Here is a 15,258-nt window from a genome sequence, read left to right as displayed (position 1 = left end):
TATGGCAACCGCGCCCTGGTTCGTCATCGGTCCCAGCACGCTGGTTGCTTTCATTGGGTTTCTGCGTGGGCCGGACAAAACCCCGCCCGAAAGCTCGGAAGACTGGCGTGAGGCCACCGTGGACGTGGTTATTCCGGCGCTCAATGAGGAGCAGAATGTCCTCCTTGCTCTAAGCTCTATCGCTAACCAGACCCTGAAGCCTCGCAAAGTGGTGCTGGTGGATGACGGCAGTACCGACAGGACTGCCGAGGTCGCCCGTTCCTTCGGCGAAGATATTGGCCTGGACCTGGAAGTGATCCGGCGGGAGGAGTCGATCGGCAAGACCCCGACCCTCAAGCGCGAGGCGCGGGATCTGGACGCCGATGTGGAGGTCGTCCTTGATGGCGACACCTTCCTTGAGTCGGAGAACTACATCGAGCGGTTGGTACAGGAAATCTACAAGGCTCCCGGCGTGGCTTCGGTCTGCGGCGTGGTGCAGCCGATGCGGGAGAAGGACCGGCAGGCAGCCACTAACGAACCGCTCCTCAAGAGCTTCCTCGAGGCGCATACGGACTACGTTACGCCGCGCCCCGGAACCTGGCACCGCTTCAACCGGGCCATCACCAACTTCTATCGCGGCATTCTCTATACGTTCCTCCAGCGCTTCGTATACCGGGGCCAGATGACCGTGTTCGGCAGCATCATTAATCCCGTGGGCTGCGCCGTGGCCTATCGCCGCGAATATCTCAGGGAGCTTTTTGATTATTACGAGCCGATCCTGGGTGATGATCTGACCAACTCCGAGGACATTTTCATTGGCTTCGGCCTGCTGAATGAAGGCTACCGTAACGTACAACTGCAGGATGTCACAGTACGTTCGTTGGAGCCGGAGTTCCCTCGGCTGGCCCACCAGCTGTATTTCTGGTCTTCAAGCTTTCTCCAGAGCTGTTACTATTTTGATGGCCTGTTACGCAGCCCTTTCAAGGGTTTCCGTCGCTATCGCCAAAAGCATGAGGCGAAGCATTATGAGGAAAAGCACCCGGATACCCGAGAACACATCCATCGGCGCAGCGAACCCTACCGCCAACCCTGGGGCCAGGGTTACACCAGCAAGTTTGGCCGGCCCATGGGTTGGGCGGTGTTCCTGTCGGCGCTGGAGAAGATCGCGTTCCCCACTGCGTTGCTGATCATGCTGATCCTCCAGATGTGGGAGACCCTCCTGATCACCTTCCTTGCGGAAATGACCCTGGTCATCCTGATCCTGATGGTCAATGCGCCGGGGCAACGGTTCCGCGCGTTCTGGGAGGCGATTGCGGTAACGCCCCTTCGCTACGGCAGCCTGCTGTTTGATGCCGTCAATATCGCGCGGTTTGCCGCGGATCTGTGGATTACCCGCAACCGGAGGTGGCGCAAATGAAACGACTCCTTGCCGGACTCATGTTGTCCCTTTGCGCCGGTGTTCTGCCGGCGGCCCCTGAAGTGCCGGACGCTGGCCTGAAAGCCGAAATGGCCGGGCAGTGGCAAAGTGCGCTGACGGTCTACCGATCCATCCTGGCACAACAACCCCAACGGGTAGATCTCTGGCTGCGGATGGCCGATATCTACCATCGTCTGGAACGTCCAGACGAAGCGCTTGAAGCCCTGGAGCAGGCCGCAGAGCTTGCCCCGGACAATGCCTCACTCGCTTATCGCCTTTCCCGAGCCTACGCCATGGCAGACAGGCCCCGGGACGCCCTGAGGCAATGCCAGCATGCGGTGGAGCTGGCGCCGGCCAATGTGGACTACCTGCACGCCTGCCTGCAGCAGGCCAACTGGGCCCGTGATCGCGCGGCGGCGAAGGCCAGTATCCAGTCACTGTTGGAGCTTGCCCCCGGTGATCAGGAAGCCCTGCGGGGCCGGGCGCTCTGGCACCAGTGGACAGGGGAGTATCCTGAAGCGGCCACCGCCTACGATGAATATCTGCGGCACTTCCCTAACGACCAGGATGCTGTTGTGGCCCGGGTTCAGGTGTTGAGCTGGGCGGGTGACCAGGAGGGCGCCGCCGAAGCTCTTGCGGGCTACCGAAGCCGCTTCGGCGACACCGACGAGTATCAGCGGGCAAAGGCCCAACTGCTGCTGCAACGCGGATGGTTCTATGCCGCCTCTGACCTGCTCACACCGCTGGCAGAACGCCACCCCGAGGATTACGACATCCACTTCTCCCGGGTTCTGGCCACGCGCGCCTCCGGCCAGCCCTCGGAGGCACTGGAAAGCCTGGCCGTTATGGAAAGGCTCAAGCCAGAGGAAGCGGCGACCCTTGAGGTTGGCCGGGTAACACGTGCGCCCTTGCGTTCACTTGTGGGTATCACCGGTGATCACCAGTTTGACGAGGACGACATCCGTATCACCACCGGCACCGTTTTTGGTGAGCTGGCGCTGAGCCCGGAAACCCGAGTGTTGCTGGGGTACAGCAGCCGCAGGGTAAGCACCCGCGAGGATTCGATATTCGAAGCCGATGACGGCGATCGCAACACCATGGATTATGTCGGTTGGGTAGGAGTCCGCCACCAGTTGCATCGCCGCCTTCAGGTGGAGGCTCGGGTAGGCCGCGGCAATATCGAAGGCGGTGGCGATTACGGTTATTACCGGTTGGAGGCCAAAGGGTACCCCCATGATGACCTTTTGCTGCAGTTGACCCGGGAACGCGCGCTGTATGCCCTCTCGCCACTGTCGGTGTCACGAGAGATCGTCGAGACTGAAAGCCGCCTGCGTGCTGTGTGGCACCCGAACCCGCTCTATCAGGTGGAAGCCTGGGTCAGCGCCTCTGATTTCTCGGACGATAACAGCCGCCTCGAGTTCTACCTGGCCCCCAGTCGCAACGTCTATCAGAGCGGCCCCTGGGGCGTGAATCTGGGCCTTTCCGCTCAGCGCTTCACCTTCGACAAGGATCTCGACAACGGCTATTACGACCCGGACTACTTCAACCGGTTTGCTGGCACCGCACTCTTCTACTGGAGCCCGAATGTCGACAACTGGGTCGGCCTGCGAACCAGTCTCGGCTGGCACAAGGACGACACCTTCTCCAGCTATGAATTCGGTTCCGATGTCGAGCTCGAAGCGCTGATCGGCCGCTACCGGGACTGGCAGTTCCATGGCAGGATAGCCTACGCCGATCGATTGCAGGAAACCGGGCGCTATTACGGTACTTCTTTACACCTCGGGTTGATTCGCCGTTTCTGACGGCCATCGCCCGCATCTGATACCTGCCAGCGGGCCAGTGGCGGGGACCTGAGGCTGCTATTCAATCGACACTACCGGCTGGCGCCCGTTCTGCTAGCATGGCTGAAAGCCGCAGAATGGAAGTCTGAGCCGGGGTTTGAATGGAAAATCACCGTAACTGGCATGAGCTGCCACAGGAAAAGGTGCTCTCCGAGCTGGAAACCACGCCAGCGGGGCTGAGCGCCTACGAGGCGTCGGCGCGGCTCGACAGCTACGGCCCCAACCGGCTGCCCCAACCACCCCGGCGCAGTCCGCTGCGGCGTTTCATTTCTCATTTCAACAACATCCTGATCTACGTTCTGCTGGGTGCCGCCGTCATTACCGGCCTGCTTCAGCACTGGCTGGATATGTCCGTGATTCTCGCGGTGGTGATCGTTAATGCGGTTATCGGTCTGGTCCAGGAAGGCAAGGCAGAAAAGGCGATGGATGCCATCCGTCACATGCTGGCGCTTCGGGCGGCCGTGCTGCGGGGTGGCCAACGGCACACCGTGGAAGGCGAGCAGCTGGTGCCCGGCGACATCGTGTTGCTGGAGGCTGGCGACAAAGTTCCCGCCGATCTGAGGCTCCTCAAGGCCCACGGCTTACAGATTCAGGAAGCCATTCTGACCGGTGAGTCGGTGCCTGTGGAAAAGCAGATCAAACCGGTGATGCCGGATGCTGTGTTGGGGGACCGGTCCTGCCTGGCCTATAGCGGTACAACCGTAACCAGCGGCCAGGGCACGGGGGTGGTGGTGGCCACGGGGGCGGATACCGAGATAGGCCGTATCAGCGGTCTGCTCGCGGACGTCGAAACCCTGACCACGCCCCTGGTCGAGCAAATGGGGGTCTTCGCCAAGTGGCTTACCCTCTTTATCCTGGCCATAGCCGCGCTGATTTTCACCTTCGGGCTGTTCGTACAGCATCATAATTTCACCGAACTGTTTATGGCGGTGGTGGGCCTGTCGGTGGCTGCGATCCCGGAAGGTTTGCCAGCGGTGCTGACCATCACGCTGGCGGCCGGGGTGCAGGCCATGGCCCGGCGCAATGCGATTGTCCGCCGCCTGCCGGCTATCGAAACGCTCGGATCGGTCTCGGTAATCTGTACCGACAAGACCGGCACGCTGACCCGCAATGATATGAGTGTGGTCTCGGTGGTAGTCGACGGGCGGTTCTATACCATTGAGGGTGCGGGCTATGAGCCACGGGGCCAGGTAAAGCTGGACGGCAGCGTCATCTCGGTGCCGGATCATCCGCAACTGGCGGAACTGGGTCGGGTTGCGGCCCTGTGTAACGATGCCGAGCTGAAAAGGCACGACGACACGTGGGCCGTAGAAGGCGATCCGATGGAGGGGGCCCTGCTGGCTCTCGCCGGAAAGGCTGAGTTAGACGGTGACGGCGAGCGCAGTCAGTGGACGCGTACCGATGTTATTCCCTTCGATGCCAGGCACAAATTCATGGCCAGCCTGCATCATGACCATGAAAACCATGCGTTTATCGCCATTAAAGGCGCGCCGGAACAAATTCTGACCATGTGTAAGTCGCAGCGCACGACGGACGGCGGTACGGCTCCACTGGATGAAGCCTACTGGCACGGGCAGGCGGACAAGATTACGGTCCAGGGTCAGCGCGTGCTCGCACTGGCGGTCGTGCCGGTGCCGCCTGAACACACCGTGCTGGAACAGAGCGACGTCTCCGGCACATTGATTCTGCTCGGTCTCACCGGGTTGATCGATCCGCCGCGCCCGGAAGCGATTGAAGCTGTGGCGGAATGCCATGGGGCCGGCATCCGGGTGAAAATGATCACCGGTGACCACGCGGCAACCGCAGCGGCCATTGCGGGGCAGATCGGCCTGCAAAATCCCGCGAACCCGCTGACCGGTGCCGATATCGACAAGCTGGACGACAGGGCGCTCGGGGCGGCGGTGATGGAAACCGACGTGTTTGCCCGAACCAGCCCGGAGCACAAGCTGCGACTGGTGATGGCGATGCAGGCCCACGGCGTTACGGTCGCCATGACCGGCGATGGCGTGAATGATACGCCCGCCCTCAAGCGTGCCGATGTGGGCATTGCCATGGGCAACAAGGGCAGCGAGGCGGCCAAGGAAGCTTCGGAACTGGTGCTGGCGGATGATAACTTTGCCTCGATTGCCGCCGCCGTGCGCGAGGGCCGGACGGTTTACGACAACATCAAGAAGGTTATCAGCTGGACGCTGCCAACCAACGCTGGTGAAGCCTCCACCATTATCGTGGCGCTCATGCTCGGCATGGCGCTGCCGATCACGCCGATCCAGATTTTGTGGGTGAACATGATCACCGCTGTCTCGCTCGGCATCGCGCTCGCCTTCGAACCCACCGAAGCAAACACCATGCGCCGGCCTCCGCGCCCCCGGAACCAGCCGCTGCTGACCGGGACACTGATATGGCACATCGTGCTGGTGGCAGCGCTTTTCCTCGGCGGCGTGTTCGGGATTTATGCCTACGCACTTGATCAGGCGTATCCGGAGGATCTGGCGCGCACCATGGTGATGAACACGCTGGTGGTGATGGAAATATTCCACCTGTTCTTCATCCGCAATATGTACGGCACCTCGTTGACGTGGAGGGCCATACGCGGCACGAGAGTGGTCTGGCTGGCGGTGCTGGTAGTCACGGCCGGGCAGTTCGCCGTGACCTATCTGCCGCCCCTGCAAACGGTGTTCACCACGCAGGCGATCCCGCTTCCGGACGGACTGCTGATCCTCGGCATCGGCGTCGCGCTCTTTGCCATCATCGAAATTGAAAAGCAGGTAAGGATTCGGTTGTTTAAGGGCGTGCCCCACGTTTAACTCCGGCCCTGATTACACTTCACCTCCTGGTGCCTTCGAACTGCATGGCCACTTCCTCGTTATGGGCTGTGAACATCACTATTTGCCCCCCTGTTGTTGGGCCGAAAAAGCCGAGGCCGGAGTATTCCCCATTGTATTTTTCGTTGGTGCAATTGGACATTCTATAGGTGATGTCAAAGACGTTAACCGAAGCATCCGGCACGAGAGTTCCTCCAAGTACGCAATTTGTAGTCGGGTACTGAGCGTCCAATGAACCATCTTCGCCCACGGTTAGGACGACCTCGGATTCACCCTTTTCATAGGAACCCGAAGCTTGCACCAGAGAGATAGCAAGATCGCTGAGAGAGTTTGCCCGTTTCAGTCTGACTTCCGAATTAACTTTGCCAGCGGCGCTGGCACTGAAGGTAGCAGACCCTGGCGAGTTGATAGTCCCACTTATCGCTCCCTCCTGCCCCCTCACTGAGTAGAAGCCTTGATCGTCCGGCTGGTAATAGTCATTACTGGTGCCGCTGATATTGGAGTTATCAAATTCGAGCATTCCAAGCGAAAGTTCTTGCTGCCCGAAGACCATTGCAAACTTACTTGTCGAGCTAAGATAAGCGAACGCGTCTGATGTGCGCCCATCCACATATGTTACCTGCACCTCATATAGACCGGCTTCCAGTGTGGTGGCATTCTCGCCTGAGCTAACGGAGCTAACGGAGCTACTGGAGTCGCCTCCACCGCCACACGCACTCAAAATTAAACTAGCGCATATCGTTGTTGCTGCCAGAGCTGAATCAGAAGTCCTTTGAAACATACTGCGTCTCCTTGAAGCCTTCCGTGGAAGATTTTTTGGTCTTTAGCAGCGCCGGCCCGATATTCCCAAGCACAACAATGCAAATGTCACAGGCTCAGGGACCTACACAGGCAATAAAACTCCCACTGAAAAGGTAGGAGCAATATCTGAGCCGCTGCGACATCTTAGCTTTTAATTCCGTGCTGTGAAAATTCTATTTACAGTTTGAAAGAAGAGGTGTGTAAGATTATCTGACATCACTATTACGGATATGAAACAGTTAACCTCTTTTGGGCGCAACGGCATCGAGCACGTCCGCGCCCCAGGATAATCTTTCCCCGTTTTGCGCAAACCGTGGTTGATCTGGCGGAGTTTCGACGATTGACGTCTGGCTGAACTCCTCATTCCGTTTCGGTGCCTTGCGGATGTTGGAAAATCTTCGCCAACAGATCTAGTTTTAAGGCAGGGAGGAACGAGTGATGCTTCAGAATGATGTCCAGGAAAGGGACAGCAGCTTGCCGGAACACAGCGCAGGCTTGCGGGTAGGCAGGTCGCTGCTGGAGGCCACCAAACCTTACGTTGAAGAGTCTGCTGCCAAAAGCTGGTGGTATGTTGGCTCTACCTTTGTGTTGATGCTTGTCTCGCTGACGGCTGCCGGGTTGATTGCCTGGTGGCCCCTGCGGTTGGTGTTTTCGGTACTGGGGGCACTGCTGATGGTACGCGCCTTCATTACCTTTCATGACTATCTGCACGGTGCCATTCTCAAGAATTCCCGGGCCGCCTATTGGCTCTTTCACGCCTACGGGGCGTTCGCCCTGACGCCAACCCGTTCCTGGCTTGCCAGTCACAATTATCACCACGGTCATGTGGGCCAGATAACGGAGGCCAGTGTGGGCGCTTTTCCGCTCATAACCACTCAAATGTGGCAGTCCTCAACGCCGTGGCAGCGCTTCTCCTATCGCGCCCAGCGGCATCCGTTGGTGGTGCTGTTCAGTTACCCCATCGTCTTTGGCGTGAACATTACGCTTATACCGTTGCTGCGGGCCCCAACCAAACACGGCGACTCCCTGGTAGCGCTGATCAGTCATTTCGGGTTGATGGCACTGCTGTGGTCGCTGGGCGGGTTCAGCCTGGTCTTTTTTGTCATGCTGCTGCCCATGACTTTGGCCTCCGCGATGGGGAGTTATCTGTTTTTCGCCCAGCACAGTTTCCAGCGAATGCACATTGTTTCCCCCGAAGCCTGGACCTATTACCGGGCGGCCATGGAGTCTTCAAGTTTCATGCGGATGAATCGGGTGATGCAGTGGTTTACCGGCAATATTGGCTACCACCACATTCACCACCTTAATGTCCGGATTCCCTTCTACCGCCTGCCGGAAGCGATGGCAGCCATTCCTGAACTGCAAACACCGCGGACCACGACGCTTGCGCCCAGGGACATTATCGACTGCTTCCGGTGTGCCCTTTGGGACGAAGACAAAGAACGAATGGTGTCCTTCCGCGAGGCCCGTGCACAACAGTAGGCGCCTGATGTAACCGGGGGAGTCCCCTACGTTTTTCGACGTATGTACACCGGCGACCCCCCTGGCTGTCTGCTGCGTTTTAGTAAGCGCCCTCGCTGTAAGTCAGTTCATAACTGTGGCTGTAGATTTCCACAATGTTTCCGAACGGATCTTCCATGTAGATCATGCGATAGGGCTTCTCGCCAGGGTAGTAGTAACGCGGCTTCGCCATCCGTTTTTTACCACCGGCGGCGACAATGCGATCGGCCAGTTCCTCAAGGTTGGGATCCTGCACGCAGAAGTGGAAAACACCGGTTTTCCAGTATTCAAAGTTGTCTTCCGGATTGACCTGATCCTTGAACTGAAACAGTTCGACACCGATCCGGTCACCAGTGGACATATGGGCGATACGGAAGCTGCCCCAGCCTGCTCCGAAGACGTCGGTGCACATTTCGCCAATGGCGCTGTCGTCCTCAGCGATTTCGGTTGGCTCCATGATCAGATACCAGCCCATGACCTGAGTATAGAATTCGACGGCTTTTTCCACGTCGGGGACTGAAATGCCAATGTGTGAAAAGGTTCTCGGGTAAACGTTGCTCATTGCTTGTCCTCCTGTTTTGAAGCTGTAAACAGGTTACAAAGGCGGAGCAATTACGTAAAATTATCATTTATCATCTTTATCAGTATGGTTTGTTATGATTAACCCTGTCTGGTTACGCAGTTTCTGTACGCTGGTGGAAATCGGTCATTTCACACGCACTGCCGAGCGCCTGCACATGACGCAGTCTGGTGTGAGTCAGCATGTGCGTAAACTTGAAGATCATCTGGATCGGGCGTTACTGGTCAGGCACGGTAAGCAATTCACGCTCACGGATGCTGGCGAACGCCTCTACAACGATGCGCGGGTAATCGTCGAGTCCCTGTCGAATCTGGAGCAACGGGTTGGCGAAGACCCTGCTTATGAAGGGCTGGTCCGGGTTATGTCGCCGGGCAGTCTGGGGCTTAAGCTTTACCCCCATCTTCTGGAACTGCAGCAGCAGTATCCCGGGCTGGTGATTGATTACCGGTTTGCACCAAACTCCGATGTGGAAGCATCAATCGCGGGGTTTGGCGTTGATTTCGGGTTCATGACAAGCCCGTCCTCGCTTCCGGAGGTGAGTTGCCGGCCGGTTGCCAAAGAAGCGCTGCTCCTGGTGACACCGGCTGATGTCGTTGATCCCGACTGGAAGCAATTGCTGGCACTCGGATTCATTGATCATCCGGATGGCGCTCACCACACCAGTCTGCTGCTGGGGGCGAATTACCCCGAGTTTGAGCACAGCTATCTGTTTGAGAAGAAGGGCTTTTCCAATCAGATCAGCCTCATTCTTGAGCCCGTCAGTATGGGCCTGGGCTTTACTGTCTTGCCGGCCTATGCTGTGGAGGCGTTTGAGAAAAAACACCTTGTCAGGACCCATCGACTTTCACATCCGGTCAGTGAGACCCTGTACCTCGGCGTTCATCGTCATAAAACCCTGCCGGGACGGGTGAAGACGGTGATTGCCGAGTCCAGGAAATGGCTTTAGAGCGTTGTCCGATTTGTTATTACCCGCCGGCCCCCGGACGGGTGTTTTCCTCAGCTACCTGATCTTTTTATTACCTGGAGCAGTCATGCCCGATTTGAGTTATCTCTCGACCAACAATCGCGAACGATTCGAAATCCATCCCGAACAGCCGACGATGAAGGCAGTGGTCACGACGGGCAACGGTGGTTACGACCAACTCGACTACCGCGATGTTCCGGTTCCGGCGCCGGGGCCCGGTGAAGTTTTGCTCAGGGTTCTGGCCGCCGGGATCAATAACACAGAAATCAACACACGACTCGGCTGGTATTCATCGTCGGTTGAGGGAGGCACTGAGCAATTATCCGAAACGTCTGAGGAATCGGAGATTGAGGATGGTGGCTGGAACGAAACAACCCCTTTCCCATTGATTCAGGGCACCGATTGCTGCGGCGAGGTCGTTGCGCACGGGGAGGGCGTGACTTATCCGGCGGTTGGAGGTCGGGTGCTTGTCCGGGCCTGCATGCGTCTTAACGGTTTCGACTCCCTGGATAATATTTGGATGGCATCGGATTTTGATGGTGCGTTCGCCCAGTATGTCACCGTGCCCGCCAGTGAGGCCTTTGAAGTTGACTGCGACTGGAGCCATGAGGAGCTTGCGACCATACCCTGTGCCTACGGAACGGCGGAAAACATGTTGCACCGGGCCGGCGTTAAGGCGTCTGACCGGGTAATTGTCACCGGCGCGTCCGGAGGGGTCGGATCGGCGGTTGTGCAACTGGCCAAGCGCCGGGGTGCCCACGTTATCGCCATCGCCGGGGCCAGTAAGCTCGATGTGATCCGGAGTCTGGGGGCTGACGAACTGATCCCTCGTGGCTCGGACTTGAGCGCTGAGCTCCAGGACGCCAGTGTGGATGTTGTTATCGACAATGTTGCAGGTGAGCAATTTGGACAACTGCTGAAGCTGATGGCGCGTGGCGGCCGTTATGCTTCGTCCGGTGCCATAGCCGGGCCGATAACCACCATGGATATGCGTGATTTCTACCTCAAGGATTTAACGCTGATCGGCTGCACGGCCTGGGACGAACCGGTTTTTCCAAATCTCATCGGTTACATCGAAAAGGGTGAAATACGGCCTCTGGTGGCGAAAACATTCGAGCTGAAAGACATAGCGGTTGCACAAGAGGAGTTTCTGGCGAAGACTCATGTTGGCAACTTTGTGCTATTGCCGCCAGTATAAAAAAAGCCCCTCCTGGAGGGGCAAAAGAACACAACAACGACGCTTTTCAAAAGATAATACGGTGGGGTCAGAACTTGACGCGGGCGCCCGTCGTTACGACCGTGATGTCCTTATAGTCTGCCGAGTAGCAGGTACGACCGGAAGACGTGCACCAGTCGCCTCGCTCGAACGAGTGCACTTTGGCGCCGGCGTAAAGATCAAACATCGGGCTGGGGCTCCACACGTAGCCTGCACCGATAACAGTTCCCACGTCCTGTTTTTTGTTACGACCCTTGGTTTGTCCCCAGTGGATATCAAACGCATGCTGCCGGTTCGGTCGATAACCGAGCTTTACGTATCGGAACTTGCCCAGCTCTGAGTCGTCCCAGTCGAACGTGCTGTTCTTATCATCCGACGTAAGCTCCTCGGCGCGGTTGACGGCAGCCAGGGTCAGGTTCAGACCGGTGTCGCTATGAAAGTAGGACACCGAGCCACCATAGGTATCAATGTCAGGATCAACACTTGGGTCCGGATCGTATGGCTCGCTGGGGTCGTCACTGGTCTGTGTTGCAATGGAGTAACCAAGGCCTACAAGCATACGGCCACCGGGCACGCGCAGTCCGGACTTCATACCGAACTGGAGAATGGAGTCGTGGCCTCCAGAAGCACTGTCGTGCCCGGCACTGACGGAAAGAACCACGGGACCCAGCCGGGGGGTATCGTAACGGATTCGATCATGGCGGCCTTCGAAGTTGTAATCCCGGATGCTGCCGCTGATGGAAACTTCACTCTGGGAGGGGTTGGCAAGGTCGAAATCTTCGGTTCCTGTGAAGTTTCCGTCGCTGTCGTACTTCTTCTTGACCGAGGATGGCTCCAGGGCGAAGCGAAGGCTGCCGCCGATCAGGTTGGGATTTCGGAAACTGATCACGCCTGTGCCGGAGTAGTCGCGACGGCCGGTGTTGTAAGCTGCGCCTTCGCCGCGACCGATCGTGATTTTGCCATATGGTGTGTCGATGAACCCGTCGCTGATGCGTTGCTCGATTTCCGAGTCGGTGGTCTTGTTAGCGGGATCGACATCGTTTGATGAGTTGGAGCGCACCCCAATTTCGATCAACGCTCCGGCTGTCCAGCCTTCAAACAATCGCTGTGTACCCCCGAGACTGAAACGGGTCGGGCTGTTTCTGTTATCGACGTGGTAAAACTCGGAGTCTGATCCGACGCCGAGGTTGTTTCGGCTATAGCCGTCTTCGGCATACATGATGGCACGGTTAACCTGTCCACCAACCTCAAGTTCGGCTGCGGTTGCGGAAAGCGGTGTCAGGCCAATGATACCAACCGCAAGCAATGACTTAGTAAATCTCATGGTTCCTCCGGATTTTTTGTTCTATCGGTTCGTCGGTGGCGTTCGCATTCAAAAGCTCTGTTGTCTGGAGACTCCGCTGCTGTAATCGGTTTGGTCTCTTGGCGCTATCCACGTTTACGTTATCGGTGATTGATGATACCTATGTAAATTGAAAACATTAGATAGGTATATGCGTTTTCTGCATGTGTCCCGGAGAACATAATGAATATTAAGAAGTTGAAGTGCTTTCGTGCTGTGGTCATTCACGGTTCATTGGTGGCGGCTGCTGATGTCATGAACCTGAGCCAGCCGGCTACCAGTCGTTTGATCTCTACGCTGGAAGACGAATTGAAGCTCAAACTCTTCAAGCGGGAAAAACGCCGTTTGGTGCTCACTCCGGAAGGAAAGGAGTTCTATCGGGAGGCTGAAAAAATCCTGGCGAATCTGGAGGACTTACCCCGTATCGTTCAGGAAATAAAGTCTGGCGGAACCCGCACCTTGCGTATTGTGGCGCTGGCCCGTCTGGCCAACAGTCTGGTTTCCCCGGCGCTGGCCCGGTTTGTTAAGGAACATCCGGATCAGCGTTTCAGTGTGGATGTCAGGGGCCATCGGGATATCGAACAATGGGTCGCGGGCCGTCACTACGATATTGCTGTTGCATTGACCAGGCCCTGCAATCACCCCTCTGTGATCCAGCGACCCTTTTTCGATACCGATGCCATGGTAATGATCCCCAAAGGGCATCCGCTTGAGGCGCTTGAATCAGTCTCGCCGGAGCAGATGGCGGACTACGACATTATTGCCCTGGCACCGGGGTTGCGCCCGCGGTTTCAGATGGAGGAGATATTCCAGGCGGCCGGCGTAGAGCTTGATTGCAAGATTGAAACGACTTCAAGTGTGCTGGCTTGTCAGATGGTGGTCGAGGGGTTGGGGATCACCATCATCGACCGTTTGGCTGCACTGGCTGTAGACGAAGCCCGATATGTGTTGAGGCCGTTAGAGCCAGGTTATGGTTTAGAGTTTGTGCTGCTGTTTCCTCCGGGGTTTGAGGAAACGCCGGCAACAAAGAGTCTGGTTCGTTGCCTGGAATCTGAAGTGGCGTCGGCGTTAGGGCCCCATGCAACATTGACTGGTTGCGAAGAGGCCAGACTTTAGATGCATTAAATGCATAGAAATATGACTTATATTCAATTTTAAAATCAATTTGGCCTACCTACACTGACCCCATTCACTTGATACGCACTGTCATTTGAAACGATCGAGCACTCCAATAATTACAAAAGGAGGAGAAATGAAGACTCGGTATTCAGTGCAGATAGGCGCACGCATAGCCATTTTGCTCGCAGCGATCGGCCTGACGGTGCCGGCCACCGCCGGGCAGTCGGATGACACGCTGGTTGTCGCCCTGGCAAAGCCTCTGACCACCGTTGACCGGCTTTATTCGGTGCAACGGGAAGGGCTTATCGTTTCCCGTCTGACGGACGATGGCCTCTTCTTTGTCGACCCGGATACTCTTGAGTTTGTCCCCCTTGCTGCCGAATCCTACGAATGGGTTACGGACACTGAGCTGGATGTCACCCTGCGCGACGGTATTGCCTTTCACGATGGCAGCACCCTGACTGCAGAGGACGTGGTTTACACCTTTGAGTGGGTTTTGAATGAGGACTCGGATACCAGTCGTGGTCCGGTGATCCGAAGCTGGCTTGAAAGTGTGGAAAAGACAGGTCCCCTTGAGGTCCGGTTCAACCTGAAGCTTCCCTATCCAATGGCTCTGCGGGACATGGCGGTCAGTATCCCACTGAGAAAAAAGGGCACCTACTCGGACGGTGGCCCGGACTCCGGGGGGCAGGTACTTAACGGTATTGGTCCCTATCGGGTAACGGATTTCAGTGCCGGTCGTGACATCGTTTTGGAGCGCTTTGGTGATTATTACGAGGCGAGTCCCAAGGTCAATCCCGCAATAGCGAACATTAAATTCCGCGTTATTGCGGATCAGGGGACGCAACAGGCGGAATTGCTCAGCGGTGGTATTGACCTGATGATGGGGGTAGCGCCGGATGTCGCCGATAACGTCCAGTACCTGCCGAACGTTGCGCGCCTGGAAGGAAATGATATCCGCATTGGCTACATCACCCTCGATGCGGCCGGCTTTTCAGACCCGGATACGCCGTTTACCAATCGGAAAGTTCGCCGGGCGGTCAACCATGCCATCAATCGTGAAGAAATCACCAAATACCTGATGCGCGGCAGTGCCGAAGTTGTGGATTTCGCGTGCCACCCTCGCCAGTTCGGATGCAACGGCGAGGGTCCGCGCTACGAATTTGATCCCGAGAAGGCGAGAAAACTGCTGACCGAGGCGGGCTACCCCGATGGCTTTTCATTCAAGTTGTGGGCCTATCGGGAAAAGATTATTGCCGAAGCCATCGTCAGTGACCTGCGAGAGGTCGGACTGGATGTGGACCTGCGCTTTGTCAAATTGAACGTGTTCTCGAAGGTCCGTAACGACAAGGATATGGAGGCTTTCTTCGCATCCTACGGCAGTGGCGGCACTGCGGACGCATCGGCCAGTACCGGGGTGCATTTTGCGGCCAATTCAGCCCGCAATTACACCGGTGACGAAGCCCTGGCCAAACGGGTACTGGCCGCTGAACAGACCATCAATCCGGACAGGCGGAAAAGGCTCTATCGCGAAGCGTTGAACCGGATCGCGGATCAGGCGTACTGGGTCCCGATGTTTTCCTACAGCCAGAATTATCTTCTGTCCCCCGAACTTGAGTTCCCGGTGCCTAAAGACGGTGTTCCACGTCTTTGGCAGGCGAGCTGGAGGGAATAATT

11 protein-coding genes and 1 pseudogene are annotated in these 15,258 nt (G+C 57.0%); 8 read left to right on the top strand and 4 right to left on the bottom strand.

What is annotated here, in order from left to right; genetic code table 11:
- Nucleotide 1: 1 nt before the first annotated feature.
- The 3 genes from KFJ24_RS15150 (at nt 2) to KFJ24_RS15140 (ending at nt 6,041) form a co-directional block, all read left to right on the top strand.
- A complete protein-coding gene (locus KFJ24_RS15150) occupies nt 2–1,396 on the top strand; it encodes a glycosyltransferase family 2 protein (RefSeq protein ID WP_250831924.1) in 1,395 nt (464 codons plus the stop codon).
- Complete coding sequence (locus KFJ24_RS15145; protein WP_250831923.1) at nt 1,393–3,198, top strand: tetratricopeptide repeat protein; 1,806 nt, start codon at nt 1,393–1,395, stop codon at nt 3,196–3,198. The genes KFJ24_RS15150 and KFJ24_RS15145 overlap by 4 nt, the downstream gene beginning before the upstream one ends.
- A 140-nt stretch (nt 3,199–3,338) precedes the next feature.
- Nucleotides 3,339–6,041, top strand: coding sequence for a cation-transporting P-type ATPase (locus KFJ24_RS15140; protein ID WP_250831922.1), 2,703 nt, complete (start codon nt 3,339–3,341; stop codon nt 6,039–6,041).
- A 19-nt stretch (nt 6,042–6,060) separates the two neighbouring features.
- On the opposite strand, the gene KFJ24_RS15135 is transcribed toward KFJ24_RS15140, so the two are convergent.
- Together KFJ24_RS15135 and KFJ24_RS18270 are read right to left on the bottom strand one after the other, a co-directional pair.
- Nucleotides 6,061–6,840 carry a hypothetical protein gene (locus tag KFJ24_RS15135; RefSeq protein WP_250831921.1) on the bottom strand — a complete coding sequence of 260 codons (780 nt, stop codon included), beginning with the start codon at nt 6,838–6,840 and terminating at the stop codon, nt 6,061–6,063.
- Between the two features lie 42 nt (nt 6,841–6,882).
- A pseudogene (locus tag KFJ24_RS18270) lies at nt 6,883–6,942 on the bottom strand (PEP-CTERM sorting domain-containing protein); the annotation flags it as partial.
- Nucleotides 6,943–7,298: 356 nt separating this feature from the next.
- On the opposite strand from KFJ24_RS18270, the gene KFJ24_RS15130 reads away from it, so the two are divergent.
- Entirely contained in the window at nt 7,299–8,342 is a 1,044-nt protein-coding gene (locus KFJ24_RS15130; RefSeq protein WP_250831920.1) for a fatty acid desaturase family protein, read from the top strand.
- A gap of 79 nt (nt 8,343–8,421) precedes the next feature.
- Here KFJ24_RS15130 and KFJ24_RS15125 read toward each other — a convergent pair whose 3' ends face one another.
- On the bottom strand, nt 8,422–8,922 hold the full coding sequence (locus tag KFJ24_RS15125) for a lactoylglutathione lyase family protein (RefSeq protein WP_250831919.1): 501 nt from the start codon (nt 8,920–8,922) through the stop codon (nt 8,422–8,424).
- A gap of 94 nt (nt 8,923–9,016) precedes the next feature.
- Here KFJ24_RS15125 and KFJ24_RS15120 point away from each other — a divergent pair, with 94 nt between their 5' ends.
- Nucleotides 9,017–9,886, top strand: coding sequence for a LysR family transcriptional regulator (locus tag KFJ24_RS15120; RefSeq protein ID WP_250831918.1), 870 nt, complete (start codon nt 9,017–9,019; stop codon nt 9,884–9,886).
- 85 nt (nt 9,887–9,971) lie between these two features.
- Nucleotides 9,972–11,102 carry an alcohol dehydrogenase family protein gene (locus KFJ24_RS15115; RefSeq protein WP_250831917.1) on the top strand — a complete coding sequence of 377 codons (1,131 nt, stop codon included), beginning with the start codon at nt 9,972–9,974 and terminating at the stop codon, nt 11,100–11,102.
- A 67-nt stretch (nt 11,103–11,169) separates the two neighbouring features.
- Here KFJ24_RS15115 and KFJ24_RS15110 read toward each other — a convergent pair whose 3' ends face one another.
- Nucleotides 11,170–12,444, bottom strand: a complete 1,275-nt coding sequence (locus KFJ24_RS15110; RefSeq protein WP_250831916.1) for a porin — start codon at nt 12,442–12,444, stop codon at nt 11,170–11,172.
- A 201-nt stretch (nt 12,445–12,645) separates the two neighbouring features.
- On the opposite strand from KFJ24_RS15110, the gene KFJ24_RS15105 reads away from it, so the two are divergent.
- A complete protein-coding gene (locus KFJ24_RS15105; protein ID WP_250831915.1) occupies nt 12,646–13,578 on the top strand; it encodes a LysR family transcriptional regulator in 933 nt (310 codons plus the stop codon).
- 136 nt (nt 13,579–13,714) lie between these two features.
- The gene (locus KFJ24_RS15100) at nt 13,715–15,256 is read left to right on the top strand and encodes an ABC transporter substrate-binding protein (RefSeq protein ID WP_250831914.1); all 1,542 of its coding nucleotides are present in this window, start codon (nt 13,715–13,717) and stop codon (nt 15,254–15,256) included.
- Nucleotides 15,257–15,258: the final 2 nt, after the last annotated feature.

The organism is Marinobacter sediminum, from assembly GCF_023657445.1.
GTDB lineage: Bacteria > Pseudomonadota > Gammaproteobacteria > Pseudomonadales > Oleiphilaceae > Marinobacter > Marinobacter sediminum_A.
The sequence above is the reverse complement of the archived record's forward strand: the minus strand, read 5'-3'. Positions and strand labels throughout refer to the sequence as shown.